Annotated in this window: 26 protein-coding genes; 19 read left to right on the top strand and 7 right to left on the bottom strand. The window is 28.5% G+C overall.

All coding sequences use genetic code 11. The features are described from left to right. Window positions 1–64: 64 nt before the first annotated feature. Window positions 65–439, bottom strand: a complete 375-nt coding sequence (locus BW723_RS02280; protein ID WP_317197681.1) for a DUF983 domain-containing protein — start codon at window positions 437–439, stop codon at window positions 65–67. A 73-nt stretch (window positions 440–512) separates the two neighbouring features. On the opposite strand from BW723_RS02280, the gene BW723_RS02275 reads away from it, so the two are divergent. Genes BW723_RS02275 through BW723_RS02265 form a run of 3 tightly spaced genes read left to right on the top strand, consistent with a single transcriptional unit; the run spans window position 513 to window position 4,251 of the window. Further along, on the top strand, window positions 513–2,432 hold the full coding sequence (locus tag BW723_RS02275; protein WP_068362896.1) for an ABC-F family ATP-binding cassette domain-containing protein: 1,920 nt from the start codon (window positions 513–515) through the stop codon (window positions 2,430–2,432). Between the two features lie 35 nt (window positions 2,433–2,467). After that, entirely contained in the window at window positions 2,468–3,400 is a 933-nt protein-coding gene (locus BW723_RS02270; protein ID WP_068362899.1) for a 1-aminocyclopropane-1-carboxylate deaminase/D-cysteine desulfhydrase, read from the top strand. A 2-nt stretch (window positions 3,401–3,402) separates the two neighbouring features. Next, window positions 3,403–4,251 carry a glucosaminidase domain-containing protein gene (locus BW723_RS02265; protein ID WP_068362902.1) on the top strand — a complete coding sequence of 283 codons (849 nt, stop codon included), beginning with the start codon at window positions 3,403–3,405 and terminating at the stop codon, window positions 4,249–4,251. Window positions 4,252–4,303: 52 nt separating this feature from the next. Here the strand turns inward: BW723_RS02265 and BW723_RS02260 are convergent, their stop codons facing one another. Both BW723_RS02260 and BW723_RS02255 read right to left on the bottom strand, forming a co-directional pair. Then, entirely contained in the window at window positions 4,304–5,434 is a 1,131-nt protein-coding gene (locus BW723_RS02260; RefSeq protein ID WP_068362905.1) for a vWA domain-containing protein, read from the bottom strand. Between the two features lie 57 nt (window positions 5,435–5,491). Further along, entirely contained in the window at window positions 5,492–6,190 is a 699-nt protein-coding gene (locus tag BW723_RS02255; protein ID WP_068362908.1) for an SIMPL domain-containing protein, read from the bottom strand. 218 nt (window positions 6,191–6,408) lie between these two features. Here BW723_RS02255 and BW723_RS02250 point away from each other — a divergent pair, with 218 nt between their 5' ends. The 4 genes from BW723_RS02250 to BW723_RS02235 all read left to right on the top strand — a co-directional run bounded on the left by BW723_RS02250 (window position 6,409) and on the right by BW723_RS02235 (window position 10,894). Further along, a complete protein-coding gene (locus BW723_RS02250; RefSeq protein WP_068362910.1) occupies window positions 6,409–7,134 on the top strand; it encodes a carboxypeptidase-like regulatory domain-containing protein in 726 nt (241 codons plus the stop codon). Continuing rightward, window positions 7,135–9,327: a tetratricopeptide repeat-containing sensor histidine kinase gene (locus BW723_RS02245; protein WP_068362913.1), complete on the top strand. Its 2,193-nt coding sequence runs from the start codon at window positions 7,135–7,137 to the stop codon at window positions 9,325–9,327. It begins immediately after the preceding gene. A gap of 179 nt (window positions 9,328–9,506) precedes the next feature. Further along, a complete protein-coding gene (locus tag BW723_RS02240; protein ID WP_068362916.1) occupies window positions 9,507–10,238 on the top strand; it encodes a LytR/AlgR family response regulator transcription factor in 732 nt (243 codons plus the stop codon). A gap of 140 nt (window positions 10,239–10,378) precedes the next feature. Then, a complete protein-coding gene (locus BW723_RS02235; protein WP_068362918.1) occupies window positions 10,379–10,894 on the top strand; it encodes a gamma carbonic anhydrase family protein in 516 nt (171 codons plus the stop codon). A 168-nt stretch (window positions 10,895–11,062) separates the two neighbouring features. Here the strand turns inward: BW723_RS02235 and BW723_RS02230 are convergent, their stop codons facing one another. Continuing rightward, window positions 11,063–11,509 carry a Spy/CpxP family protein refolding chaperone gene (locus tag BW723_RS02230; protein ID WP_068363617.1) on the bottom strand — a complete coding sequence of 149 codons (447 nt, stop codon included), beginning with the start codon at window positions 11,507–11,509 and terminating at the stop codon, window positions 11,063–11,065. A 98-nt stretch (window positions 11,510–11,607) separates the two neighbouring features. Here BW723_RS02230 and BW723_RS02225 point away from each other — a divergent pair, with 98 nt between their 5' ends. Together BW723_RS02225 and BW723_RS02220 are read left to right on the top strand one after the other, a co-directional pair. Next, on the top strand, window positions 11,608–13,248 hold the full coding sequence (locus BW723_RS02225) for a mechanosensitive ion channel family protein (RefSeq protein WP_068362921.1): 1,641 nt from the start codon (window positions 11,608–11,610) through the stop codon (window positions 13,246–13,248). Further along, the gene (locus BW723_RS02220) at window positions 13,248–14,228 is read left to right on the top strand and encodes an endonuclease/exonuclease/phosphatase family protein (RefSeq protein ID WP_068362923.1); all 981 of its coding nucleotides are present in this window, start codon (window positions 13,248–13,250) and stop codon (window positions 14,226–14,228) included. The genes BW723_RS02225 and BW723_RS02220 overlap by 1 nt, the downstream gene beginning before the upstream one ends. 96 nt (window positions 14,229–14,324) lie before the next feature. Here the strand turns inward: BW723_RS02220 and BW723_RS02215 are convergent, their stop codons facing one another. Continuing rightward, window positions 14,325–15,380: a branched-chain amino acid aminotransferase gene (locus tag BW723_RS02215; protein WP_068362926.1), complete on the bottom strand. Its 1,056-nt coding sequence runs from the start codon at window positions 15,378–15,380 to the stop codon at window positions 14,325–14,327. A 118-nt stretch (window positions 15,381–15,498) separates the two neighbouring features. On the opposite strand from BW723_RS02215, the gene BW723_RS02210 reads away from it, so the two are divergent. From BW723_RS02210 to BW723_RS02185, 6 genes are all read left to right on the top strand, one after another. Further along, complete coding sequence (locus BW723_RS02210) at window positions 15,499–16,005, top strand: DUF4920 domain-containing protein (protein WP_068362928.1); 507 nt, start codon at window positions 15,499–15,501, stop codon at window positions 16,003–16,005. Further along, on the top strand, window positions 16,005–16,430 hold the full coding sequence (locus tag BW723_RS02205; RefSeq protein WP_068362931.1) for a hypothetical protein: 426 nt from the start codon (window positions 16,005–16,007) through the stop codon (window positions 16,428–16,430). The genes BW723_RS02210 and BW723_RS02205 overlap by 1 nt, the downstream gene beginning before the upstream one ends. Then, a complete protein-coding gene (gene mnmC2 / locus BW723_RS02200; RefSeq protein WP_068362934.1) occupies window positions 16,430–17,122 on the top strand; it encodes a tRNA (5-methylaminomethyl-2-thiouridine)(34)-methyltransferase MnmC2 in 693 nt (230 codons plus the stop codon). Before BW723_RS02205 ends, mnmC2 begins: the two co-directional genes overlap by 1 nt. A 243-nt stretch (window positions 17,123–17,365) precedes the next feature. After that, on the top strand, window positions 17,366–17,920 hold the full coding sequence (gene ruvC / locus BW723_RS02195) for a crossover junction endodeoxyribonuclease RuvC (RefSeq protein WP_068362937.1): 555 nt from the start codon (window positions 17,366–17,368) through the stop codon (window positions 17,918–17,920). Between the two features lie 183 nt (window positions 17,921–18,103). Then, the gene (hemW, locus tag BW723_RS02190) at window positions 18,104–19,231 is read left to right on the top strand and encodes a radical SAM family heme chaperone HemW (protein ID WP_068362940.1); all 1,128 of its coding nucleotides are present in this window, start codon (window positions 18,104–18,106) and stop codon (window positions 19,229–19,231) included. A gap of 116 nt (window positions 19,232–19,347) precedes the next feature. After that, window positions 19,348–20,097 carry a cyclase family protein gene (locus BW723_RS02185; protein ID WP_068362942.1) on the top strand — a complete coding sequence of 250 codons (750 nt, stop codon included), beginning with the start codon at window positions 19,348–19,350 and terminating at the stop codon, window positions 20,095–20,097. Between the two features lie 259 nt (window positions 20,098–20,356). On the opposite strand, the gene BW723_RS02180 is transcribed toward BW723_RS02185, so the two are convergent. Continuing rightward, window positions 20,357–21,337: a CorA family divalent cation transporter gene (locus BW723_RS02180; RefSeq protein WP_068362945.1), complete on the bottom strand. Its 981-nt coding sequence runs from the start codon at window positions 21,335–21,337 to the stop codon at window positions 20,357–20,359. A gap of 58 nt (window positions 21,338–21,395) precedes the next feature. On the opposite strand from BW723_RS02180, the gene BW723_RS02175 reads away from it, so the two are divergent. From BW723_RS02175 to BW723_RS02160, 4 genes are all read left to right on the top strand, one after another. Next, the gene (locus tag BW723_RS02175; protein WP_068362948.1) at window positions 21,396–21,764 is read left to right on the top strand and encodes an MmcQ/YjbR family DNA-binding protein; all 369 of its coding nucleotides are present in this window, start codon (window positions 21,396–21,398) and stop codon (window positions 21,762–21,764) included. Between the two features lies 1 nt (window position 21,765). Then, window positions 21,766–22,323, top strand: a complete 558-nt coding sequence (locus BW723_RS02170) for a 5-formyltetrahydrofolate cyclo-ligase (protein ID WP_068362951.1) — start codon at window positions 21,766–21,768, stop codon at window positions 22,321–22,323. 149 nt (window positions 22,324–22,472) lie between these two features. Next, complete coding sequence (locus BW723_RS02165; RefSeq protein ID WP_068362954.1) at window positions 22,473–22,934, top strand: mobile mystery protein A; 462 nt, start codon at window positions 22,473–22,475, stop codon at window positions 22,932–22,934. Then, window positions 22,925–23,521: a mobile mystery protein B gene (locus BW723_RS02160; RefSeq protein WP_068362957.1), complete on the top strand. Its 597-nt coding sequence runs from the start codon at window positions 22,925–22,927 to the stop codon at window positions 23,519–23,521. Before BW723_RS02165 ends, BW723_RS02160 begins: the two co-directional genes overlap by 10 nt. Before the next feature lie 117 nt (window positions 23,522–23,638). Here the strand turns inward: BW723_RS02160 and BW723_RS02155 are convergent, their stop codons facing one another. Further along, window positions 23,639–26,905, bottom strand: coding sequence for an amidohydrolase family protein (locus tag BW723_RS02155; protein WP_068362960.1), 3,267 nt, complete (start codon window positions 26,903–26,905; stop codon window positions 23,639–23,641). Between the last annotated feature and the right edge of the window lie 50 nt (window positions 26,906–26,955).

Below are 26,955 nucleotides of genomic sequence, written 5' to 3'. Positions count from 1 at the left end.
CTAAAAAAAACATCAAAATACAGGGTATTCACACCCTAATAATTATTTTCAATAATTATATCAACTATTTATTTTCATAGCTAACAAACATATTTATCCAAAGAATTCTAGACAAACGTAAGTTAATTGGAGCCAAAACAAATAAGGCTATGATTACAGAAATAAAAGATTGTAATAAATTAAAATCAAAAAAGAGTTTTGTAATTACAAAAACAGCAATAGAAATAGCAACTGTAATTCCGTAATTTACATACATTGCTCCGTAAAAAAACGAAGGTTCCATCATGTATTTTAAATTACAATGCGAACAATTGTCATGTAATTTTGTGATTTTTTTCGGATTAAAAGTAAAAGAATATTTAAAGAATTCTCCCTCATGACATTTAGGGCATTTTCCATTTACTATACTAAATAATTTTGTCCCTTTTTTAAACATCATAACTTTAAATTTTATCTACTTTTGCAAAGGTAAATTTTTTACCACTTTAATTAAGTAACAATTATTACATTTCATGCTAAACGTTCATAATTTAACAGTTTCTTTTATGGGAACTGATTTGTTTTCTGGTATCACTTTTAAATTAAATAAAGGAGATAGAATTGGTCTGATAGGTAAAAACGGAGCAGGTAAATCGACTTTACTAAAAGTGCTTTCTAAAGATATTGAAAGTAGTGGAGGAACAATGGCGTTTGATAAAGATGTGCAAATTGGCTTTTTAAGACAAGATATCGATTTTGTAGAAGGAAGAACCATTTTAGAAGAAGCTTACCAAGCCTTTGAAGAAATTAAAGAAATAGAGTTAAAACTCGATGAGATTAACAATCAATTAGCTACAAGAACAGATTACGAAAGCGAAGCTTACACACAGTTAATTCACGATTTAACAGACAATACAGAACGTTACGAACTTCTTGGAGGTTACAATTATCAAGGAGATACAGAAAAGATATTACAAGGTTTGGGTTTTCAAAGAGAAGATTTTGATAAACTAACAGATACTTTTTCTGGGGGATGGAGAATGCGAATTGAGTTGGCAAAACTACTTTTACAGAATAATGATATTCTGTTATTAGATGAGCCAACAAACCACTTAGATATCGAATCTATTATTTGGTTAGAGAACTTTTTAAAAGGTTATTCTGGTGCAATTGTACTGGTTTCTCATGATAAAATGTTTTTAGATAACGTAACCAACAGAACAATTGAAATCTCTTTAGGGCAAATTTACGATTACAAAAAACCGTATTCTCAGTTCTTGTTATTAAGAGCAGAAATTAAAGAGAAACAATTACAAGCTCAGAAAAATCAAGAGAAAGAAATAAAGCAAAAGCAACATTTAATCAATAAATTTAAAGCAAAAGCCAGCAAAGCATCTATGGCTCAATCTTTAATGAAACAACTAGATAAAGTTGAGTTGATTGAAGTAGACCAAGATGATAATGCAGCAATGAATGTGCGTTTTGCTATTTCTAAAGAACCTGGTAAAATTATTGTTGAAGCAGAAGATCTATACAAAAGCTATGGTGATAAACACGTTTTAGAAGGCGTAGATTTATTGATAGAAAGAAATTCTAAAATTGCTTTTGTGGGGCAAAATGGACAAGGAAAATCGACCTTAGCTAAAATGATGGTGGGCGAGATTCCTTTTGAAGGTCATTTAAAACTTGGTCATAATGTAGAAGTTGGGTATTTTGCTCAAAATCAATCAGAATATTTACCGCCAGAAAAAACAGTATTAGAAATTATGGAAGATGCTGCAACAGACTCTAACAGAATGCGAGTTAGAGATATGTTAGGTTCTTTCTTATTTGGTGGAGATGCTGTAGATAAAAAAGCAAAAGTACTTTCTGGAGGAGAAAGAAATAGGTTAGCTTTATGTAAATTATTATTACAGCCATTTAATGTTTTAATAATGGATGAGCCAACAAACCACCTAGATATTGCTTCTAAAACGGTTTTAAAAGAAGCATTAAACAATTTTAATGGTACTTTAATCGTAGTTTCTCATGATAGAGAGTTCTTACAAGGTTTAACCAGTACTGTTTACGGATTTAAAGACAAAGAAATAAAAGAATATTTAGGTGATATTGATTATTTCTTAGAGCAACACAAAATGGAAAATTTACGTGAAGCTGAAAAGAAAACCGTTGTTAAAGTAGAAAAAGATACTTCTAAAAACGAAGCTTATCAATTAAGTAGAGAGCAAGAAAAAGAGTTGAAAAAGCTAAATAACAAGCTTTCTAAAATAGAAACTGAAATCGCTGATCTAGAAGCAGAAGTTGAGAAACTAGATTTAGAACTAGCAAAAAATTACGATGAAGTTTCTGCAAGGCCTAATTTCTTTAAAAACTACAAAGCTAAAAAAGCTAAAGTAGATACTTTAATGGAAGATTGGGAAAAAGTAGAAGGACAGATTTCTAATTTTTCTTAACAATTGCTTGTAAGTTCGTCTTAGTAAATTAAAAAATGGATTTTGATAAACTTTATACTTCTGAAAATCAAAAAATAGATTTGCCAATTTTAGAAGAAAAAAATGTTGAACTTTTTATAAAAAGAGAAGACTTAATTCATCCTTTTGTTTCTGGTAATAAATTTAGAAAATTAAAATATAATATTCAAGAAGCCAAAAATCAAAATAAAGATGTATTGCTAACTTTTGGTGGCGCGTTTTCTAATCATATTGTTGCAACTGCAGTTGCTGGTAATTTAAGTGGTTTTAAAACAATTGGTGTTATTAGAGGTGATGAATTAGCGAAAGATTTAGAAAAAACTTTAGCTACAAATTCAACTTTAAGAGAAGCACATAAAAACGGAATGACTTTTGAGTTTGTTTCAAGAGCAAGTTATAGAGATAAATCGAAAGAGGAATTTATAAATCAGCTAAAAGAAAAATTCGGCGATTTTTATCTGATTCCTGAAGGTGGTACCAACGAATTTGCTGTAAAAGGTTGTGAAGAAATTTTAACAAAAGATGATGCGAATTTCGATTATATTTGCTCTGCTGTAGGAACAGGAGGTACAATTTCTGGTTTGATAAATGCTTCTGAAAAGCATCAAAAAATTATTGGTTTTCCTGCCTTAAAAGGTGATTTTTTAGTTGATGAAATTAAACAATTTGTCAAAAAAAGGAATTGGAATTTACAAACTAATTATCATTTTGGAGGTTATGCAAAATATAATGAAGCTTTAATTGAGTTCATCAGCAATTTTAAAAAAGAAACGGATGTTTTGTTAGATCCTATTTATACAGGTAAAATGCTTTTCGGAATTTTAGATTTGGTTGATAAAAATCAGTTCATAGAAAACACTAAAATTTTAGCCATTCATACAGGAGGAATTCAAGGAATAGAAGGTTTTAATCAAAAATTAAAGAGAAAAGGACAACAAATAATACAATAAATATGAAATTAAGGGTTTTAGTTTTTTTATGTTCAATTTTATTTTTAGCCAGTTGTGGTTCTAAAAAGAAAGTAGTTAATAAAAAAAATCCTGGAGTTGTAATTGTTGAGCCAAAACCTATTGAGTTACCTTCTGTAAACCAAAAAGAACTTACCCAAAAATTAAAAAAGAAAAACCCAAGTCTAAATAAATATACTTTGGCTTATATTCGAAAATATGCGCCAATTGCAGTAAAAGAAATGCACGAATATAAAATACCTGCAAGTATTACTTTGGCTCAAGGAATTTTAGAATCGGGAAGAGGTAGAAGTGAATTGGCTTTAAAATCTAACAATCATTTTGGTATTAAATGTCATACAGGTTGGACAGGCGAACGCGTATATCATGATGATGATGAAAAAGGCGAATGTTTTAGAAAATATGTGTATCCAGAAACTTCTTACAACGATCATTCTTTGTTTTTAACGCAAAGAAGACGTTATGCTTTTTTGTTCGATTATAATATAAAAAACTATAAAAAATGGGCTTATGGTTTAAGAAAAGCGGGTTATGCTACTGATAAAAAGTATCCTGCCAAACTTTTAAAAATCATTAAAGACTATAAATTATATGAGTTTGATGATGTTAAAAAAGGGAAATACACCAAAGAAATTAAAAAATTAAACGAAGGTAAAACCTTTAAAAAACCTATTGTAATTAAAAAGAGTAAAGAGAATATGTATCAAGTTAGAAAAGGTGATACTTTATATTCAATCAGCAGAAAATTCGGAATTACTGTAGATTTTTTAAAGAAACTTAATGGTTTAAATGATAACACTATTTCTATTGGTCAGCAACTTTTAGTGAAATAAAAAAGCCTGTAAAATTAAATTTACAGACTTTAAACAAACCCACTAACAACATTTACCAAGTGTAATTTTTCAACTTAGCTTGTCTTTTTATCGCTTTAATCATAACATTATTTAGAACATCTTTTTGAGTTCCTTCTTTTTGCTTTTTTGCGATAAAACTTCTTCTTTTTGCATCTAATTCTTTAATTTTTTCTTGAATTTCTGTTCTTTCTTTTGCTTTTTGTTTTACATAATTTTTTATTTCTGCTTCAGATTTATTTTGTAAAAATTTTGGTAAATTCTTCTTTTCTATAGTTTTATAATCTATTTTTTCTTTTTTATCAGCATCTACTAAATCCCAATTCGAATTTTCATACAATCTAGAACTTTTACTTATTGCTCTTTTTACAACAACAACTTCATCCATTTCTAAAGCATTATTATCTTGTTCTTTTTGATTTGAAAATTTAGTATAACCATCATTACCATAATAAATATAAGTGGCATTTAATCTTTTATTTAAAATGATAATTTCATCATCATAAGGTGTAATTATATGCACTACTTTTTTATCTTGATTAATGGTTAAATAATCTCCACCACCCAAATCTGCACCATCTTTCCACATTCCAGAAATTCCATTAGAATAATTACCACAGAAAATAGTATTGATAACAACATCCTTTTCTTTAGCATCTGTAATTGCATCTTTATAATTAATTTTTCCTTGTGTAAAAGGTTCGTTACCAGCAATAAATAATAACTTTAAATCATTTTTATTTTTACCCCAAGAAAGTTCTTTTAAAGAGGTTGCAATTACTTGACCACAAAATTCATTTCCACCATCTGTGGTTAGTGAAAATAGTTTTTCAGAAATCTCATCTAAATCGTTACTAAATGGTAACACTTGTCTAATAAATCCTTCTCTAGAAGGTAAATTTGAGTTTCCATATTCATATAGTGCAATTTCTAAATTCGGTTTTTGCATTCCGTATTTTGCGTAAGAAAGTTCGTTTACAATTTCCCAAAGTTGTGCTTTTGCTTGATTGATTAAACCATCCATACTATTGCTAGTATCTAATAAAAGCGCCACTTTTATAGTCTGGTTTTTTGTTGTTTCTTCTTCTGTGGATGGATTAGCAAAACTAAAATTGGCTGCTAAAACAAATAAAATTGAGGTTACTTTTAATACAATAGATTTCATAATTGATGTTTTTTTGAGATTTATATTTTGATTAAAAGTTTGGTGTTTTTGTTGATGTTATTTTATCTGGAATTTTACATAAATAGATGATGTAATTTTTATCTTTTTAAATTCTACAGCTTCATTTTTAAAGTTTGCAGTTTTACTCAATGATGCATAACCACGAGTTTGCTGAATGTAATTTACATTTACAAAATTGGGCTGAATACCATTATTTATTTCATTTATAATTATTGGTTTTCCTGTTTGTTCACCAATTGCAGTTAATAAATAATCTGCTTTTACTTTAGCAGTTTTTATGGCTTTAATTCTATTTTTTTTCTTTAAGTTTATTAAATCTGAATGAGTAGCTTTTGTAATATTAACATCAGAAATTTTCATTTTTTTAAAGTTCTCAAAAAGTAATTTTAGCTTGTTTGCACCATTTACTTTTAGTGTGTAATTAGCAACTGATAAAACTTCTTCTGTCCACCAACCCGTTTTTGCGAGTACAGCATTAACATCAGAAATAGAAAGGTTTTTTTCTGGGATACCAACTTTCTTTAAAACCATTTTTAATTCATTTTCTAAATATTCAATATTTAGTTTTTTGCCTTTTTCATTTCTTTCTTTTATACAGATGTCTAAATAAATTTCGTTAGGTACAATTTCAGTTTCTGCAACACCAGTTACTTCTATATATGGTTTTTGAACTTGTGTTTGTGCAAAAAATGTAATTGTAAAAAGACAACAGATTAGGAAACTAATTTTTTTCATTGTAAAGAGTTTTATTTGTTTAATTCTCTTCAATATTAATACCATCTTTTTTCTAAATAAATCCAGAATGAGTAAAATGGTTATTTTAATGAGTGAACAAGACTATAAAATTAGTAAACCCTGTTTTTTTACTGTTTTTATAAGCTATAATTGATTTTTCCGATTTTTTTGGATGCCAATTTGTGTATATGTTTACAAAGAATTTAAAACGATTTACTATGAAATATCAAATTACAATACCAAAACCTTGTCACGAAGATTGGAGTAAAATGACAGCTACAGAAAAAGGTAAGTTTTGTAAAAGTTGTAGTAAAGAAGTTGTTGATTTTACAAATTTATCAAACTCAGAAATTGCTAAAAAACTAGGAAATAAAGAGAATCTTTGTAGTCGTTTTAAAAACAATCAATTGAATACAGAATTAGACGTAATACAAAAAAATAATTTATCGAAAGTTGCTGCAGGTTTGGCTTTAATTTCTACAATTGCAGGTTCAGAACCTGTTTTTGCACAATCCAAAAAAGAAAAAATTGAAGTTTTAAGTATTAGATTGGGTAAAGCATTTGTTGAGAATGATTCAATTGAGAAAGAAGTTATTATTAAAGGTAAAGTGAAAGATTCTTTTGATGTTTTACCTGGAGCCAATATTGTATTAAAAGGAACAGGAATTGGAACACAAACAGATTTCGATGGAAATTTTTCTATCAAAATACCCAATAAAAAGGCAAAGTCAACTATATTAGTTATCTCTTATTTGGGGTATGAAACACAAGAAATTGATGTTTTATCAATCAAAAAACCTTTAATAATCGAAATGAAAGAGAATAATGAGCTTTTAGGTGAAGTTGTAACAGTTGTAACAGTTGGAATGGTAACCATAAAAAGACCAAATATTTTTAAAAGAATTGGTAATCTTTTTAGAAAAAAAGAAAACAGAAGATATTAAATGTTAAAACACATACACATATTATTTGCTTTTATTTTATTCAGTTTTGCAACTGTCTTTAGTCAAGAAAATATTATAACTCAAAAAGGAGTGGAGTTTTCTGTGAGAATTACAATTGTAGATGATAGTAATAATGAAAAAATAAAAAATGCTGAAGTTTCTGTAAACGGAATTAATTATAATTACCCAGATATTAGTGGTAGGTATATTGTAAAGGCTAGAGTTGGTGATGAACTTAGAGTTTCTCATCCAGATTTTGAAACTATTTATTATACAATAAAATCTAGTGAAGATATTAAGGTTCTTGTAGAAAATTCTGGAAATATTAGAAATGGGAAATCAAAATTTTTAAGTAAAACTAGCAATCAAGATTTGTATTTACAGCACTTAGATTCTGTTAAGTTTTATAAAGAAAAAGACATAGAAAAAAGTTTAACTTTTATAGAAAAAGCTTTAGAAAACAAGCAAATTAAACAAAGAAATGCAGCTACTTATAAATTACTTGCTGATGTTTATTTGTATTGGAAACAATACGATTTAGCCGTTTATAACTACAAATTATCGCATCAAATTAAAGAAGATTTAGCTACTAAAATCGCTTTAGCAAAAGCACAGTTTTTACAGAAAGAATATACAGACAGCGAAAAAACATATCTAGAAATTATACCAGAAAAACTGAGTAATTACGAAAGAATTCTGGTTTATGAAGGTTTAGGTGATGTGAGTTTTGCTCAAAAAAAATGGAGTTTTTCCAAAACTAATTATCAAAGAGCATTAGAAATTGCGAAAGAAAATTTAGTAACTCCTAAAATTACAGATGTAAGTTCTAAAATCGCTGATGTTTTAGCTGCACAAGGAAAAGTAAATGAAGCCGAAAATCAATTTATAAATTCTTTAAATTTTGCGAAAAAAGAAAATCCTGAAAGAGCGTTAGAAGAAGAAGAAAAAGTAGCAGATTTTTATAACTCTAATCAACGTTTTGACGAAGAAATTGCGCTTCGTAAAAAAAGTTTACAGAAGGCAGAAAGTAATACTTCTTCTAAAAAACTATCTAAAGAAAAAGATTCAATTACTTCGCAAAAAATAAATTATAAAATTGGGAATGCTTACCTCTTAAAAGAGGATTATGAAAGTGCAATTCCGTTTTTAGAAAAGAGTATAAATGATGCAAAAGAGAAAAAAGATATTGTGGTTGCTAAAGATGCTACAAGAAAAATTTCTGAGGTTTTTGCCAGTTTAGGTGATAACGAAAAAGCACTTAAAAACTACAAAGAATATGTTGCTTTGGTAGATTCTTTATATGTTAGAAAAGAACAAGAAATTCAGCAAATAAAACGTTTTTCTAAGAAAATTGCAGACAATCAGAATCGAATTGCAAGTTTAGAAAAGGATAAAGAATTAGCCCAAAGCAAAATCAGTTTGGCTTATATAGATCAAAAATTATCAGAAGAAAGTAATCAAAGACAACGTTTAATTATTTACTCTTTAATTGGTGGTTTTTTATTGATGAGTTTGTTGGCTTATTTTATGTTTAGAAATAACAAACAGCAAAAATTAGCGAACAATTTATTGGCTTTAAAATCAATGCGATCTCAAATGAATCCGCATTTTATTTTTAATGCTTTAAACTCTGTAAATAGCTTTATTGCTGTAAATGACGAACGAAATGCAAACCGATATTTAAGCGAGTTTTCAGTTTTAATGCGTTCGGTTTTAGAAAATTCTGATGAAGATTTTATTCCGTTAAACAAAGAAATTGAATTGCTAGAATTGTATGTAAAACTAGAACATAATCGCTTTAAAGACAAGTTTGATTACAGAATTACTGTTGATGAAACTATTGATTTAGAACAATTTTCAATTCCGCCAATGTTATTGCAGCCTTATATAGAAAACGCAATTTGGCACGGATTACGTTATAAAAAAGAGAAAGGGAATTTAGAAATAGCAATCCATAAAAAAGATGATGAAACTGTTTCAATTTCTATTATTGATGATGGAATTGGACGAAAAAAATCGCAGGAACTGAAAACAAAAAATCAGCTGAAACAAAAATCTAAAGGAATGAGCACGATAAAAAATAGAATTGCTATTCTAAATGATATGTACAAAGAACGAATTGCTGTAAATGTTTCTGATGCTTTACAAAATGGAGAAGGAACAAAAGTGGAGTTGCTTTTAAAATGTAAATAGGTTAGATGTCTGAAGTTGGATGCTAGATGAAACTAAAGTTAATTTATATAGTAAAAAGTGATAACTCAAAAAATTGTAAAAACCTATGAAATCTTTTTCAAAAATTGACTAAAAAAATGTATCAGTAGAGTAACACCATACACCAAACACCAAACATCTAACACCCAACAAAAATAATAATGAAATTAAAAGCCATTATAGTCGAAGACGAACAGATTAGCAGAGAAATTTTACGCAATTATTTAAGTAAATATTGCCCAAATGTTTCTTTATTGGGTGAAGCAGAAAATATTGATGAAGCTTATGAACTGATACAAAAACACGAATTAGATTTAGTGTTTTTAGATGTAGAAATGCCTTTTGGTAATGCGTTTGATTTGTTAGAAAAAGTAGCAAACAGAACTTTCGAAACGGTTTTTGTAACGGCTTACGATCATTATGCAATAGAGGCTTTAAACAATCACGCTAGTTATTATTTACTTAAACCAATTTCTATTGATGAGTTAATAAAAGCTGTAAATATTGTAACTGAAATTAAGGAAAAAGAAAATAAATTACAGCATCAAATATTAGCACCAAAAACGAATTCTGCAAAAGGTAAAATTACCATTCCGCAACAAGATGGTTTTGAAGTTTTAAATATTGATGATATTGTTTTTTGCAAAGCAGATGATAATTACACAGAAATCCATTTGGCAAATTCTAAGAAATTAGTTAGTAAAACCTTAAAATATTTTGAAGAAGCTTTAACAGAATATACGTTTGCCAGAATTCATAAGTCGTATTTGGTAAATGTAAATGCAATTACAAAATACAAAAAAGGAAAAGGAGGAAGTGTCATTGTTTCTAATGGAAAAGAAATTTTGGTTTCTGCTTCACAAAAAAGTAATTTGCTGTCTTATTTTAAATAAAAAAAATCCCATCTTATTCTTCCCAAAGGGTAGAGAAAGTAAAATCAAAATTATTGGAATTAATTTGATTTTTCATTAAATTTCTATTGAGGTATTTTTTTAATTTTTACATTTACTGCTAAACTAAAAGCCAAAAGAATATGCCTATCATAAAATCAGTAAGAGGAAATCATCCACAAATACCAGAAGATTGTTATATCGCAGAAAACGCTACTATTTTAGGCGAAGTTTCTTTAGGTTCAGATTGTTCTATATGGTTTAATGCTGTAATTAGAGGAGATGTACATTTTATTAAAATTGGTAATAAAGTTAATATTCAAGATGGAGCAGTAATACACGCAACTTATCAAAAATCGCCTACCACAATTGGTAATAATGTTTCTATTGGGCATAATGCAATTGTGCACGGTTGTACAATTCACGATAATGTTTTAGTAGGTATGGGTTCAATTATTATGGATGATTGCATTATAGAATCGAATTCTATAATTGCAGCAGGTGCAGTAGTTACTAAAAACACAAAAGTAGAAAGTGGTAGTATTTATGCAGGTGTACCCGCTAAAAAAGTAAAAGACATTTCAGAAGAATTAATTTCTGGAGAAATTGATAGAATAGCCAATAATTATTTAAAGTATTCGAGTTGGTTTAAAGAGTAGTAATCAGTCTTAATTTTACGAAAGAAAATATCAAGCTAAGAAAAGAGATCTAAAAACTTTTTTGGGTAAGTAAAGATTAGTATGTTGATTTAAGAGCATAAAAAAAAGCCCAATTCCCTCGAAAGGAAATTGAGCCATATATAAACCAATCAACCAAATCAGTTACTTTTATTTTTCTCTAGCCATTCTTCTCTCTTTCATATCTTTTTTATTCTTTTTCCCTTTCATTTTTCTGCCTTTGTTCATTTTTTCAAATTTTGCAAATTGTTCATCATTTAAGATTTTTTTCATATTGCTTTTAAATGCAATTTGAGCGTCTAAACGTTTGCTTTGCATTGCATACATTTCATCAGCTGTTGGCTTAGTATCACTTTTTCTAGCCTCTTTTCTTTTTTCCATTCCTGCTTTTCTTTCTTCTGCTTGAGCTTTAATCAAAGGTTTAATTTGATTTTGTTGCTTGTCAGATAAATCTAAAGCTAAAGTCATTCTCTTAACGGCTAAATCTGTATGTTGTTCAACAGTCATTTGTGCTTTTTTATATCCTCTTTTTTTCTGTGCTTGTGTTGTTAAAGTAAAAACGAATACTAAAACGAATATGCCTATTAATTTTTTCATAATATAAATTGTTTTTTTGTTACGCTTCTTTGACATCAAAAAAATTAAAAGGTTTAAATTTGTTATATTATTTAACAGCTGTTTAACAAATTACTCTTATGAAAAAACTACTTGTTTTAATATATTTTTTATCCTTTTTAGTAAATGCGCAAGAGATTGTAAAAGTAGATTTAAGTAGTCCAAAATCAACAGTTTATACGCATATATATTTTTTGCAAAACGATTCTTATGAGCCAAAAAAAGCCGCAAAAACTATCTTAGGTTTACCCGAAAAAAAAGCAATAGAAAAAGCAATAAAAATTAAAAAAGTTTTAGATGGTAAGGGTTTATTTATCGATTTTAATAGACTACCAACAAACGCTAATTATAAAGATACTTTAGATTATAACTCAAAAGAAAGGTATGTTTTGTTTCCCCAAAGAATGCCAAGTATCTATGTAGAAAAGGTAGAAAATAGTTGGTATTATTCTTCAGAAACTGTAGCAAGTATAGATAGAATTTACAAAGAAGTTTTTCCTTGGTATGTAAATAAATTTCAAGATTTTATTCCCAATTCTGGTTATACTAAAGTATTAGGTGTAGAACTATGGCAGTTTGCAGCGGTAATTATTATGTTCATTTTAGCTATTTTAATCTTTATAATTTTTAAGAAGATTACTTATACTATTTTACAAAAACTACAACATTATATAACCAAAAGTAATTCTAGTTTAGCCATAAATACTGTATTAAAAAAATTAGCACATCCTATAAGTTTGTTAGTTGCTGTAAAATTTATTGATAACATTTTCCCGTCTTTACAATTTTCTTTAACTGTAAATAAATGGGTGTTTTTAGCTATAAATATTGCAGAAACAGTATTTTGGATTTACGTTTTCTTAAAACTGGTTAAGGTTATTATGAAAATTTATGAAGAGTTTACCTCAAAAACAGACAATAGATTAGATGATCAATTAGTGCCAATTTTAAATAATTTACTAACAGGCGTTGTTTTAATTTTTGGTTTCTTTAAAGTCTTACAATTATTTGGTGTAGATACAACAACCATTTTAGCAGGTGCCACTATTGGTGGTTTGGCTTTTGCGTTAGCATCTCAAGACACTGTAAAAAACTTTATAGGTACTGTGGCCATATTTTTAGATAAACCTTTTCATATTGATGATTGGATTTCTGCAGGAGAAGTTACAGGTACTGTAGAAGAAGTTGGTTTTAGATCAACAAGAGTAAGAGCAGCAGACACCACAGTTTATCAAATACCAAATAGCAAATTAGCAGAAATGGTAATTAATAATAGTGGTTTACGTTTGTATAGACGTTACAACACAAATTTAGGTTTGCGTTATGACACACCACCAGAATTAATTGAGGCTTTTGTAAACGGAGTTCGTATTATTATTAAAGAACATCCAGAAACAAAATCTGATTCTTATAATGTTGAGTTTACTGGTTTTGGAGATTCTGCTTTATTAGTAATGATGAATGTGTATTTTAAAAGTTTAGCTTGGGGTACAGAACAATCTTCTAAACACAGATTGCACATGGCTATATTAAAATTAGCTGCAGAATTGGGTGTTGAATTTGCTTTTCCTTCTACAACTGTTACTATAGAGCAATTTCCAGATAAAAGTAATTTGTCTCCAAAATACAACACAGATAAAGAAAAAATAAAAAAGTCTTTAGATAAAGTTTTGGAGAATTTTAGAAATGATACTCCTCCAGAAAATACGCCAGAAAGCTAATGAAACGTTTCTTTAAATTTATTTTTCGTTTTTTTTTATTATTGATAATAGCCTGTGTAGTTTTCTTTTTTTGGGCTTCATCATCTACATTAAAGGAAAGTGAATATGAAAAGTTAACTGAAATAAATGTAGATTATCAAACAGAAAATGATTCCGTTTTTAGTATTGTAACGTATAATATTGGGTATTTAAGCGGAATGACAAATAATTTGCCAGTTGCAAAACCCAAGTCTCTTTTTGATGCTAATTTGCAAAAAGTTTTATCAGAAATAAAAAGGATAAACCCAGATATTATTGCTTTTCAAGAAATAGATTATGATGCTTCTCGTTCTTATAATATAAATCAAGAAGAAGAAATAGCCAATTTGGGGTATGGTTTTAGAGCAAAGGCTGTTAATTGGGATAAACGTTATTTACCTTTTCCATATTGGCCCATTTCTATGCATTTTGGTAAAGTAGTTTCTGGACAATCTGTTATTAGTAAATATCCTTTAAAAGATCAACAGAGATTTGTTTTACAAAGAGTTGCAGATGCACCATTTCATAGAAATGCTTTTTATTTAGAGCGTTTGGCGCAAATTGTAAAAGTTACTTTAAACAAACGAGAAGTAGTTTTAATAAATGTTCATTTAGAGGCTTTTGATAAAGGTACTAGAGTTAAACAATTTGATGAGGTTTTAAAATTATTCAATCAATATAAAGAGAAATATCCTACAATTTTATTGGGCGATTTTAATTCTGAAGCCAGAGATAAAGATGCAATTATTCAAAAAATGTTTGCATTAAAAGATGTTGGTAATGCTGCTTTTAACAAATCTGCAATAGAAAACACCTTCAATTCTAAAGCACCTTTTAAAAGAATCGATTATATTTTTTACACTAAAAACTCAATAGAATATATTTCAGGAAAAGTGTTAAATGAATTTGAGCAAGCTTCAGATCATTTGCCTGTTTTTATGGAGTTTAAATTGAAGGATTAAGTTTATAAATAAAAAAAAACATCAAAATTAATTGATGCTTTTTTTTATTTATATGGTTTAATTTACCATCAATCAAACTAAAAAAAGTTTGTTTTTTTAAAGCATAACTCTCCAACCATAAGGGTCTTCAGATTTATTCGTTTGTATGTCTGTAATTAATTTCTTTAATTGAGCAGCATAAGGGTTTTCTAATTCGGGTAAATCAAAATCATTATCATTGTAACCAAAACCAGAAATTGGCGATATTACAGCAGCAGTTCCTGCACCAAACATTTCTTTTAAACTTCCGTCTTTAGCAGCTTCTACAACTTCACCAACAGAAATTTTTCTAATTTCGGTATCTATACCATTATCTTCTGCAATCTGTAAAATACTTTTACGTGTAATTCCATCAAGAATTCTATCACTTGTTGGGCTGGTAATTAAAGTATCGTTAATTCTTACAAAAATATTCATAGCACCAGCTTCTTCTATAAATTGGTGCGAGTTATCATCTGTCCAAATTACTTGATTGTAACCTTTATCGATTGCCAATTGTGTTGGGTAAAATTGCGCAGCATAATTACCTCCAGCTTTTGCATAACCAACGCCACCATTTGCAGCACGTGCATATTTTTCTTCAATTAAAACTTTTACTTTTCCAGCAAAATAAGGTCCAGAAGGTGCAGAACAAATAATAAATTTATAAGCGTCTGCAGGCGATGCATGAAAACCAGTTCCAGATGCAAACATAAAAGGTCTTATGTATAAAGAACTTCCGTCGTTTGTTGGTATCCAATCACTATCAACTTCTAATAACGCTTTTAATCCGTCCATAAAAATATCTTCAGGAATTTGCGGAATTACTAAACGCTCAGCAGATTTATTTAAACGCTTACAGTTCTCTAAAGGTCTAAAAAGCATCACATTTTCATCAGTATCTTTATAGGCTTTCATACCTTCAAAAATAGACTGTCCATAATGAAAAATCTTTGCAGAAGGATCTAAAGTAATTGGTGCAAAAGGCACAATTTTAGGTTCTTGCCATTTGCCATTTACAAAATCGCAAGTTAACATATGATCAGAATATACACTTCCAAAAGGTAAATTATCAAAATCTACAGAAGCTATCTTCGAACTTTTAACACGTTGAATTTCTATACTTGATGTCATTTTTTGTTGATTATGTAAAAGCAAATGTACGCAATTTATTTATTCAAAACTCATAAGTAAATTCACATTTCTTATTAAATTTAGTACTTTTGTGATGAATCCGTAAAAATAATATAAGATGAAAAATTTGATAAAATTCTGTGCAGTATTTCTTTTAGTATTTACAGCTTGTAAAAATGGGAAAGAAGAAAAAACTACAGAAGTTAAAGAAGAAAAATTAGCAATGAATTTCGATTCTTTTGGTGATAAAATTACTTCGGATAAAGCAATGTCTTCGGATGAAATGCTGGCAAAATTTAATACATTAAGTGTTGGTGATACTGTAAACGTAAAATTTGCATCTAAAATAAACGAGGTTTGTTCTAAAAAAGGATGTTGGATGAAATTACCTGTTGGTGAAACTGAAACTATGGTACGTTTTAAAGATTATGGTTTTTTTATGCCTTTAGATTCTAAAGACAGAGAAGTTATTGTAGAAGGTAAAGCATTTTTAAAAGAAACTTCTGTAGATGAATTAAAACATTATGCAGAAGATGCTGGTAAATCTGAAGAAGAAATAGCAAAAATTACAGCACCTAAAAAAGAATTTGCTTTTGAAGCAAATGGTGTTTTAATGAAAAAATAATGAAGCATTCACTTTGTTTTTTACTGTTTTTATTTACTTTATCTTGTTCTCAAAAAAAACAAGACAAAATAGTAATTACAGAAAATAAAGAATACAAGCAGTCAGAAATGGCTGCTTTAATGCTTAAAATGTATGCCGTAAATTTAGAAAACAAAAAGTTAATTTTAGAAGGTAAATCTCCTGAAAAATTTAACCAAGAATTTTTAAATATTCATACAGCAAAACTTACAGATTCTACAGATAGAAATGCAGCATTTAAAGGTTTTTCTGACTTTTATTTAAAGAATTATGAAATGCTTTTTGAGTCGTCAAAAGACTCTTTAAAGATAAACTATAACAATACAATTAATAGCTGTATTGCTTGTCATAAAACAACTTGTATTGGCCCAATTCCTAAGATAAAAAAACTATTGATTAAAGAATAGTGAAGAGAGAAATTATAATAACTTCTGATGGATCAACATCCATACATTTACCAGATTGGAATGAACAATACCATTCTAAACATGGAGCTATACAAGAAGCGTATCACGTTTTTATAAATGCAGGTTTAGAGCATTTTTATGATGATTTTATTACTAATTCTGATAAAAAAGAGGATGAAATTTCAATTTTAGAAATAGGTTTTGGTACAGGTTTAAATACTTTTATTACTTTTTTAGAAGGTAAAAAAAAGAGTTTAAAAGTTAATTATGTGGGTGTAGAAGCTTATCCTGTTTTAGATGATGAAATTGAAAAACTGAATTATGTTTCAGAATTAAAAGTAAAAGAATATCAACCAGAATTTGATAAAATACATTCAGTTTCTTGGGATAAGAGACATCAGATTTCTGATACATTTAAGCTCACAAAAAGAAAGCAATTCTTTGAGCATATAGAAGATGAAAATAAAATTGATCTTATTTATTTTGATGCTTTTGGTGCAACAAATCAACCAGAATTATGGACAGAGGCTATTTTCTTAAAAATGTTTAAAGCATTAAAAAAAGAAGGAATCTTAACTACATATTCTGCAAAAGGAAGCGTTAGAAGAGCAATGCAAGCTGTTGGTTTTACTGTAGAAAGGTTAGCAGGTCCTCCAGGGAAAAGAGAAATGCTAAGAGCAACGAAAAAGTAGTTAGCAGTTTATAAAAAATAGAATTCAATAAAAGAGTTCTATCATTTTTAGATTATAAAATTGTATTAAGAACTTTTAAAAATTAATAAGAAATAATTCACATATAAATGGAATTCAAAAGAAAATTTGGAAGACAAAAAAAATCAAAACCTACAAAAGGGCTTTTTTTAATTTTATTATTAGCACTCGCTTTGTTTTTATGGTTTAATGCAGAATCACTTATAAAATCTTTATTCTAATTATTTGGCAATAGAAAAAATTATTTTAGGTATCGATCCAGGAACAACAATAATGGGTTTTGGCATTATAAAAGTTGTTGGTAAAAAGATGGAATTTATTCAAATGAATGAATTGATCTTAAAAAAATACGATGACCATTACCTAAAATTAAAACTCATTTTTGAAAGAACTGTAGAGTTAATAGATACATATCATCCAGATGAAATTGCTATTGAAGCCCCTTTTTTTGGTAAAAATGTACAATCTATGTTAAAGTTGGGTAGAGCACAAGGTGTTGCTATGGCTGCAGGTTTATCTAGAGAAGTACCAATTACAGAGTATTTGCCAAAGAAAATTAAAATGGCAATTACAGGAAATGGAAGTGCAAGTAAAGAACAAGTGGCTCTAATGCTAAAATCGCTTTTAAATTTAAAAACTTTACCAAAAAATTTAGATGCTACAGATGGTTTAGCAGCTGCAGTTTGCCATTATTATAATTCTGGTAAAGTTGTAGGTGGTAAGAATTATACAGGTTGGGCAAGTTTTGTGAAACAGAATGAGAAGCGTGTAAAAAAGTAAGCAGTAACAGCTTTTAGTAGTATTTAAAAAAATATTTGTTGTATCAATGAAAAAAAATGAAGTTTCCAAATCTATAACAAAAGAGAATTTAAAAGTAGTTAAGCTTATAAATTATATGATTAATAACCCAAGTAAGTTTGGAGCAAATTAACTGTAAACTGTTACTGAAAACTGAACACTATTTTGGCAGGAATCTACATTCACATACCATTTTGCAAACAAGCTTGTTACTATTGCGACTTTCATTTTTCTACCTCATTAAAAAAGAAAAATGAGTTAATTTCTTGTTTAATTAAAGAGATTGAAATCAGAAAAGAAGAACTAGGTAATGCAATTATAGAAACCATTTATTTTGGTGGTGGAACTCCGAGTTTGTTATCAACTAAAGAAATTGAATTGTTGGTAAACGCTGTTTATCAAAATCATAATGTTGTAGAAAATCCAGAGATTACGCTAGAAGCTAATCCAGATGATTTATCCGAAGAAAAAATAATTGAGCTATCAAAATCACCAATAAATAGATTAAGTATTGGTGTACAATCTTTTTTTGAAAAGGATTTAAAGTTAATGAATAGAGCTCATAATGCCAATGAAGCAAAAAAATGTTTGCAAATTGCAAATCAATATTTTAACAATATTTCTGTAGATTTAATTTACGGAATTCCAGATTGTACAAATGAGCAGTGGCAAGAAAATATAGCAACTGTTTTGGCTTTTAATATTCCACATATTTCTAGTTATGCTTTAACTGTCGAAGAAAAAACGCCTTTAGCAAGTTTTATTAAAAAAGGAATTATTAAAAATGTAGATGATGAAAAAGCCCAAGAACAATTTAATATCTTAATTGATGAATTAGACAAAGCAAATTTTGTACATTATGAAACATCAAATTTTGGTAAAGAAGGCTTTTTTAGTAAGAATAATTCTGCTTATTGGTTGGGTAAACCTTATTTAGGTATTGGTCCATCAGCACATTCTTTTAGCGGAAATCAACGTAGTTGGAATGTTAGAAATAACTCGAAATATATTAAAACAGTTCATAAAAACGAATTGCCAATAGAAAGAGAAATTTTGTCTAAAACTGACAGATATAATGAATATATTATGACTGGATTAAGAACAATTTGGGGAGTTTCTTTATCAAAAATAAAAAATGATTTTGGTGCTCATTTTGTTGAGTATTTAGAAAATCAATCAAAAAAATATATACAGCAAGAATTATTGTATCTTGAAAACCAAATTTTAAAAACCACAAAAAAAGGCAAGTTTTTATCAGACGGAATTGCATCTGATTTATTTATGCTGCATTAAAAAAGCATTTGTAAATTAGCAATTTAAAATTTGTCTTTAACTAGTTTTAAACATATTTAGAAGCCAGTAGAAAGTAAATAATTATAACTTAAAATACTGAAATCAGTTCAGCATAAATGAAAGCAACAGTAGAATACAACTCAAGAAAAATAATAGTAGATATTTCTAATCCTATAGATATTTCAATTCCAATTGATTCATCAAAAAAAAATGTAAATGCTTGGTATACAGATGGACCAAAGATTTCTGCAGAAACCCAAGAAGGTTATGAAATTAGTGTTGTAAATGGTGCAGTTGTAAACTTTAACAGTATTCATTTTAATCCACATTCGCACATTACACATACAGAATGTGTAGGTCATATTACCAAAGAAGTACATTCTGTAAATAAAAATTTAAAATATTTTATTTTTTTGGCAGAGGTTGTAACGATTGCTCCTTTGTTTCATAATGGAGATTTTTTAATTGGTGTAAAACAATTAAAAACAGCTTTAAAAAATAAAAAACGAGATGCTATTGTAATTCGTACGCTACCCAATTTAGAAGATAAAAAAAGTATGGAATACTCGAACACTAATCCTACCTATTTGTCAGAAAAAGCGGCCATTTATTTGCGAGAAAAAGGCATAAAACATTTGTTAATAGATTTACCTTCCGTAGATAAAGAAAAGGATGATGGTAAACTATTATCGCACAATGCTTTTTGGAATACTGCTGGAGAAATTAGAATGGATGCAACTATTACAGAATTTATTTATGTGCCAAATGATGTAGAAGATGGTGAGTATTTATTAAATTTGATGATTGCACCTTTTGAGAATGATGCCACACCAAGTAAACCTGTTTTGTATGAAATTTTAAAATAATAACATTTTTTATTTTTTTGATGAAAACAGTTATAAAAAATGCTAGGCTGATGTTAGTGTTTTTCTGTTCACTCTATATATATGTGTTTATGGAGTTTTCAGAAAGAGTAAATAACACAATTATAATGTTAGCAAAAAGTAGCTCAAGTAGAGCTTTTGGGGCTTATATAGCAATTAATATTGCTAAATATGTTGCTTTTTTATTTTGCATAATTTCATTAATTTTTCTGATAAAACTAATCATTGTTAAAAAGGAAAATTAAAACCACTTTTTACGTTTAAAATACCAAACAGCAGCAGCAGTTACCAGAACCATAATTCCCAGTAAAATAAAGTAACCATATTTGTATTTTAATTCTGGGATGTTTTCAAAATTCATTCCGTAAATACCAGCTAAAAAAGTAAGCGGAATAAATATTACAGAAAAGATAGTTAAGGTTTTCATGACTTCATTTAATCTGTGACCTTGAATACTAAAAATTAAGTTTATTTTACTTTCTAATTCTTGCAATTCAAAATCAATATTCGAAGTTAAATTATTCGTTTGCTCTTTTAATTCGCTAAAATATTTGATATCAAAATTATCAATTTCTATTTTTTCGAGTTTAATAATAGTATCTCTTAAACTTAAAGTTGCTTTTTTAAAATTAAATAATTCTTGCTTTCTTTTTTCTACTGCAGCAGTAAATTCTGGAGTTGGTTTTATTTGAGTAGAGTTTAATTTGTCTGCACTTAACGCTGCATTTTTTTGATACGTTTCTTGGTAATTGTCTACAATAGATTCTAAAATTAAAAACAATAAATAATCCGTTTTTTTCTTTCTAACAATACCTTTATTCGCTTCTAAACGCTCACGAATCCAATCAAAATAATCGCCTTCTTTTTCTTGAATACTCCATAAATAACTAGAAGAAACTATAAAAAGCATTTGTTCAGATTCTAAAGTTTCACTTTTTGTAATTAAAACACGTGTAGAAACAAAAACCAAATCATCTAATAAAATAACTTTATTAGAATGCTCTTCATCCATAAATAATTTTATCAAAAAATCATCTAATTTATTATTGTTTACAATGGTCTTAAAAATCTCAGAAAATTTATGTCCGTAAGTATTTACCCATTCTGTAGAAGGTATTTTGTTTGATAAAATAATATCAGAAATAGCATCATATTTATTCTTTTGATAATTATTTTCAGAATAACTAATCAATGATGTCTGTTTTAAAAATTCCTTCTCCATTATAAAATTAATTGTAGATTTGGTTTTATAAAGATACTTTTTTAAAACCAAAACTAAAATGCATATCGTACAATTAAGAGATTTTTGTATGGCCAAAAAAGGCGTAACAGAACATTTTCCTTTTGATGATGTTACGCTTGTTTTTAAAGTGATGAATAAAATGTTTGCATTGGTTGGTTTAAACCATTGGGAAAATGGAGAACAGAAAATCAATTTAAAATGTAATCCTGATAAATCAGAAGAATTACGTTCGGTTTACGAAGGTATTTACCCAGGTTTTCATATGAACAAAAAACATTGGAATACTATAAAAATTAATACAGCTGATGTTTCTGATGATTTGGTTTTTAAATTAATCAATCATTCTTATGATTTGGTTGTACAGGGTTTAACTAAAAAAGCGAAAACGGAATTAGCGAATTTGTAAGATGAAAAAAGCCGAACTTAGAAAAATATACAAACAAAAAAGGCAAAATTTATCTTCGGATGAAATTCGTCAACTTCAAGAAAGTATCTACAATCAGATTTATGATTTAGATATTACTAACATTAATACGATTCATATTTTTCTAACTTTAGAAAAGTTTCAAGAGATAGATACAAAACCTATTATTGATTATTTTAGAAATCAAAATAAAAAAATAGTAGTTTCTAAAAGTAATTTTACAAACAATACGTTAACTCATTTTTATCTTGAAAAAGACACTCAAATAGAACTCAACAAATACGGAATTCCAGAACCTAAAAATGCAAAACCAGTTTCAGAAACAGCATTAGATTTGGTTTTTGTACCGCTTTTAATTTCTGATATACAAAATTATAGAATTGGTTATGGAAAAGGTTTTTACGATCGTTTTTTAACCAATTGTAGAAAAGATGTAAAAAAAATCGGTCTAAATTTCTTTAAACCGATTTCTAAAATCGAAGATCTTAATGCCTTTGATATTGCTTTGGATCAGGTTTTTTATCCAAAAGAATCTAATTAAATACTAACTTAAACTTATATTAAAGTATACTTATGTGTATTCTTAATTTTATATATTAATACATATATGTATTAATAAATTTGTTTTTTTGTATTTATATGTATACTTTTATTGAAATTTATATACTTATATGTATAGTTTTTTATAAAATGAGAAACAAAAATAAACTACTCATAGCACAATTGGATGAAAAATTAATCCTTTTTAAAGAAGCAGAAAAGATTTTGGTTCCTTCAAAAGGTTGGATTAATACTATTAGAACTTCTCTTAATATGACAAGAGAACAATTAGGAATGAAATTAAATTTGACCAAAGGCGGAATTCAAAAAATTGAAGAACGAGAAGCTACAGGTCAAATAACATTAAATAAATTAAAAGATGCAGGTAGGGCCTTAAATATGAAATTTATTTATGGATTTGTTCCTGAAGATGGTACCATTGAAAATTTAATTAATTTAAAGGCAGAAAAGTTAGCACGTAAAATTGTTTTGAGAACAAATCAAAATATGAAATTAGAAGATCAAGCGATCAGTGAAAAGAAAATTGAAGAATCTATAAATGATTTGGCAGATGAATTAAAAAGGGAAATGAGCAAATCGTTATGGGATTAGATTTAAATTATAATGAAGGACAAACTCCTTTAGATGAAGAAGAAAAAGAGGGTCTTAAAATAAAATCGATTACTACACAAAGAGAACACAACGAATTTGAACAATTAAATATAGAAAAAGCTGTAGAATGGATTATAAAAACAAATTCAAAACCTGAAAATATATTAACTGAAAAGTTTATAAAAAATTTGCATAAAAAGATGTATGCTGATGTTTGGAAATGGGCAGGTGAATTTCGTAAAACTGATAAGAATATTGGAATAAAATGGACATTAATAGCAATTGAATTAAAAAATTTGTTTGACGACACTAAATTTTGGATAGAAAATAAAACTTTTTCACCTGATGAAATTGCAATAAGATTTAAACATAGAATCGTATCTATTCACTGTTTTCCGAATGGAAATGGAAGGCATTCAAGACTAATGGCTGATATTATTATGGAATCCATTTTTGCTAAAGAAATTTTTAGTTGGCATAAGTCGAATATGGTGAAAGCAGATGAAACAAGGAAAAAATATATTATAGCATTGAGAACCGCAGATAATGGAGATATAATGCCTTTATTATCATTTGCTAAAAACTAATTAAGTTAACGTTTGTCAGTTTGAGCTTGTCGAAGACTATTATTTATTCTTTGACAAGCTCAGAAAGACATTCTAAATTTTAATTGTATTCAGATATTACAAGTTTAATTAGGATTTCTAATGACAACTACAACTAGGTGTCATAAAACTATTAGTATGCATATTTAAAGGAACTCCTTGATTGTATCCGTCCATTTCAAAATAGAATTTGCTTCTTTTGTTGTCGTAATTTCCAATTTCGTTCATGGTATCTACATCATATAAACGTCCATTTACCATTGTGTAAATTACTGAATTCGAGTTTTTAATGTCTTCTAAAGGATTATTTTCTAGAATAATTAAATCTGCTAATTTTCCTTTTTCTAAAGAACCAATTTCATCTGCAACACCAATATAATTTGCACCATTTATAGTGGCTGCTTTTAAAGCTTCGTGATTGCTTAAACCACCTTGTTGTAGCATCCATAATTCCCAATGAGCACCTAAACCTTGTAATTGTCCATGTGCACCCAAATTAACTTTTACACCTTGTTTTGCTAAAGCAGTTACGGTTTCAGAAGTTAAAACATGTCCGTTTTTATATTCTTCTTCAGGTATTTTAATTCTGTGTCTAGAACGTGAATCAACTACATATCTAGGTGTGTATTTTAATAAGGTTTTATTTTCCCAAACATTAGTTTTTTGATACCATTCCATTTCTCCATTCATACCTCCATAATTTACAATTAGAGTTGGTGTGTAGCCAGTTTCACTATTTTTCCAGAGTGATATAACATCTTTATATACTGGTGCAACAGGTATATTATGTTCAATTCCTGTATGCCCATCAAAAATCATAGACATATTTGAGTAAAAATTAGAACCACCTTCTGGTACCACATTTACACCTAATTCTCTGGCTGCTTGCATAATTTGCTGACGCTGTTCTCTTCTTGGCTGATTGTAACTTTTAATCGATTTTGCACCAAAAGCTTTGGTTCTTGCAACTGCAAAACGTGCATCATCTAAATTGTTTACAACTGCTTTAAAATCGCCTTCTGCTCCATATAAAATAAAACCAGTAGAAAACATTCTAGGACCAACTAAATCGCCACTTCTTTGCAACTCTTCTAAGGTAAATGCAGCTGCAGTATGTACAGAAGGATCGTGAGAAGTGGTAACTCCGAAAGCTAAATTTGCATAAAATTGCCAGTGTTTTTGTGTGCTTAATCCGTTTCTAAAAGCACCAACGTGAGCATGAACATCTACAATTCCTGGCATAATGGTTTTACCTAACATTTTGTATACCTTAGCATCAGAAGGAATATCAATATCATTAGTTTTACCAATTTTTTCAATCTTATTTTTATGGATGATGATAGTTCCATCTTCAATCACTTGATTGCCATTCATTGTAATAATTCTTGCATTTTTAAAAGCGATTCTACCTTCTGGAACATCCGATTTTTTAGTTAGATTTATTATAATACTAGGTACATCAGTTGCTGCTAAATTTGTTTTTGCAAAAGGATCTGTTGTATTATTTACCACTGATTTCGATGAATATTCATCACCCAATGTCCAAAATACTTTTGAGTTGTCTTTTGCCCAATGCAAATTGATTCCTGCATTTTTAGACAAACTTTCTACGTTAAAAGAATTGGTGTTGTTATCTAAGTTGATTTCACTTCCGTTTTTTACAAAAGGAGCAACATACAATTTATGCAAATGAATAAAAGCAATAAATTTATTATCGTTACTTGGTACTAATCTGTTGGCTAATTTTGATGAAAAATGACTTCTTTCTTCTTTTCCATTTAAATCGACACTTTTTAAATTCTTGGTTAAACCACCAAAAAACGAACCTCCAGTTTGAAAGAAAATACGTTTATCATCTGCAGAAAAACTTGGGAATTCTCCACTTTTAGAAATCAATTTTGCGTCAGTTCCATCTGCATTTGCTAAGTAAATTCCTGTTTTTTTGGTGTAATCAAAACCTTGGTCTCCATTTCCAGATTCTTTTCTGTACACAATTTTAGAATCATCACTATTAAAAGCAGGTGTTCTGTAAATCCCTTTTTCTTGTGTGATTTTTACCAAGTTGGTTCCATCTAAATTTATTTGGTAAATGTTTCCTAATTCTTCGTCATTCCAAGTTACAAATAATACCGAATTTCCATCCGAAGAAAAATGTGGTTCAGCTTCAAAATCAGATAAAGTTGTAATTCTTGTTGGTTTTCCATCTGGTAGCACCTTTTTGTAAATATGACCTAAAGCCGTAAAAACTATCGTTTTTTCATCAGGAGAAGTTTGCACATTTTTAATCATTTTTGATATGAAATTTTCTTCAAAAACCTTTCTTTTTACACTGTGTGTTTTTGCTAATTTAATTTCTTGATCAACTTGAAATGGAATATTCTGAATCTGCTTTGTATCAATATTTATTCGATTAATTTTACCTTGTGCCCAAATAATTATGTCTTTGCTATCTGGCATCCAAGCAAAATGCGGATATACACCAAATACAGCCCAAGCCTCACTTTGGTCTTTACTTAAGTTCTCGTAAATAGGCCATTCTTTACCCGTTTCTAATTCGTGAATGTATAAAACTGATTTTGTTCTTACACGTTTTACAAATGCCAATAATTTACCATCTTTAGAAACAACAGGTCTTGCTGCACCTCCAGGACCACCAGTAATTTGTTCAGTTTCTCCAGTTTCAAAATTGTAACGTTTAATTACATAAATCTGTTTGTTAGGATCTTTATTGTACTGAAAAAATCCTCCAGGATACATATCTTCTGCATAATATAAATACTTTCCATCTGGCGAAATTGATGGGTCATTTACATCTTGTTGATCGTTTTTTCTTTTGGTTAATTGCAAACCAGCAGCTCCAGAAAGTGGATATTGCCACATTTCTCCTGCACCAACAGAACGTTGCGAAGTATAGTGTTTTCTGGCCACTAAAGATTTTCCATCTGGTGTCCAAACAGCATTATTTAACAATCTATATTTTTCTTTGGTAATCGATTTTGCATCACTACCATTAGCTTTCATCACCCAAATATTATTACCACCTTCAGCATCGCTTGTAAACGAAATATATTTTCCATTAGGGCTAAATCTAGGTTGTACTTCATAAGCCAAACCAGAACGTAAAATAGTAGTTGTACCTCCAGAAATTGGCATTTTATAAATGTCACCTAACAAATCGAAAATAATGGTTTTTCCATCAGGAGAAACGTCCAGATTCATCCAAGTTCCTTCTGTTGTACTGAGTTGAAAAGAATTGTATCTCCAATCTTCATGCGGATTATTTACATCCCATTTTTTAGGTTTTTCTTGCGAATTGATTTGTATCGAAAACGCCAAGCATAGCAGCAGTAATATATTTTTAGACATAATTGATCTTGATTAAAAATTATACTTTATAAATGTAAGGTTTTTATTCT

This window comes from Polaribacter reichenbachii (assembly GCF_001975665.1).
Lineage (GTDB): Bacteria > Bacteroidota > Bacteroidia > Flavobacteriales > Flavobacteriaceae > Polaribacter > Polaribacter reichenbachii.
Note: the sequence above shows the minus strand (reverse complement) of the source record. Positions and strands in the feature narration are given on the sequence as shown.

Bases quoted from the DNA above. Each gene is read 5' to 3' on its own strand.
- BW723_RS02165 (WP_068362954.1), top strand. From the start codon at position 22,473: ATGAGAAACAAAAATAAACTACTCATAGCACAATTGGATGAAAAATTA.
- BW723_RS02260 (WP_068362905.1), bottom strand. From the start codon at position 5,434: ATGAAATCTATTGTATTAAAAGTAACCTCAATTTTATTTGTTTTAGCA.
- BW723_RS02270 (WP_068362899.1), top strand. From the start codon at position 2,468: ATGGATTTTGATAAACTTTATACTTCTGAAAATCAAAAAATAGATTTG.
- BW723_RS02230 (WP_068363617.1), bottom strand. From the start codon at position 11,509: ATGAAAAAATTAATAGGCATATTCGTTTTAGTATTCGTTTTTACTTTA.
- BW723_RS02245 (WP_068362913.1), top strand. From the start codon at position 7,135: ATGTTAAAACACATACACATATTATTTGCTTTTATTTTATTCAGTTTT.
- BW723_RS02275 (WP_068362896.1), top strand. From the start codon at position 513: ATGCTAAACGTTCATAATTTAACAGTTTCTTTTATGGGAACTGATTTG.
- BW723_RS02175 (WP_068362948.1), top strand. From the start codon at position 21,396: ATGCATATCGTACAATTAAGAGATTTTTGTATGGCCAAAAAAGGCGTA.
- BW723_RS02265 (WP_068362902.1), top strand. From the start codon at position 3,403: ATGAAATTAAGGGTTTTAGTTTTTTTATGTTCAATTTTATTTTTAGCC.
- BW723_RS02280 (WP_317197681.1), bottom strand. From the start codon at position 439: ATGATGTTTAAAAAAGGGACAAAATTATTTAGTATAGTAAATGGAAAA.
- BW723_RS02180 (WP_068362945.1), bottom strand. From the start codon at position 21,337: ATGGAGAAGGAATTTTTAAAACAGACATCATTGATTAGTTATTCTGAA.
- BW723_RS02205 (WP_068362931.1), top strand. From the start codon at position 16,005: ATGAAGCATTCACTTTGTTTTTTACTGTTTTTATTTACTTTATCTTGT.
- BW723_RS02240 (WP_068362916.1), top strand. From the start codon at position 9,507: ATGAAATTAAAAGCCATTATAGTCGAAGACGAACAGATTAGCAGAGAA.
- BW723_RS02235 (WP_068362918.1), top strand. From the start codon at position 10,379: ATGCCTATCATAAAATCAGTAAGAGGAAATCATCCACAAATACCAGAA.
- BW723_RS02225 (WP_068362921.1), top strand. From the start codon at position 11,608: ATGAAAAAACTACTTGTTTTAATATATTTTTTATCCTTTTTAGTAAAT.
- BW723_RS02185 (WP_068362942.1), top strand. From the start codon at position 19,348: ATGAAAGCAACAGTAGAATACAACTCAAGAAAAATAATAGTAGATATT.
- BW723_RS02155 (WP_068362960.1), bottom strand. From the start codon at position 26,905: ATGTCTAAAAATATATTACTGCTGCTATGCTTGGCGTTTTCGATACAA.
- BW723_RS02210 (WP_068362928.1), top strand. From the start codon at position 15,499: ATGAAAAATTTGATAAAATTCTGTGCAGTATTTCTTTTAGTATTTACA.
- BW723_RS02170 (WP_068362951.1), top strand. From the start codon at position 21,766: ATGAAAAAAGCCGAACTTAGAAAAATATACAAACAAAAAAGGCAAAAT.
- BW723_RS02220 (WP_068362923.1), top strand. From the start codon at position 13,248: ATGAAACGTTTCTTTAAATTTATTTTTCGTTTTTTTTTATTATTGATA.
- BW723_RS02250 (WP_068362910.1), top strand. From the start codon at position 6,409: ATGAAATATCAAATTACAATACCAAAACCTTGTCACGAAGATTGGAGT.
- BW723_RS02215 (WP_068362926.1), bottom strand. From the start codon at position 15,380: ATGACATCAAGTATAGAAATTCAACGTGTTAAAAGTTCGAAGATAGCT.
- BW723_RS02160 (WP_068362957.1), top strand. From the start codon at position 22,925: ATGGGATTAGATTTAAATTATAATGAAGGACAAACTCCTTTAGATGAA.
- BW723_RS02255 (WP_068362908.1), bottom strand. From the start codon at position 6,190: ATGAAAAAAATTAGTTTCCTAATCTGTTGTCTTTTTACAATTACATTT.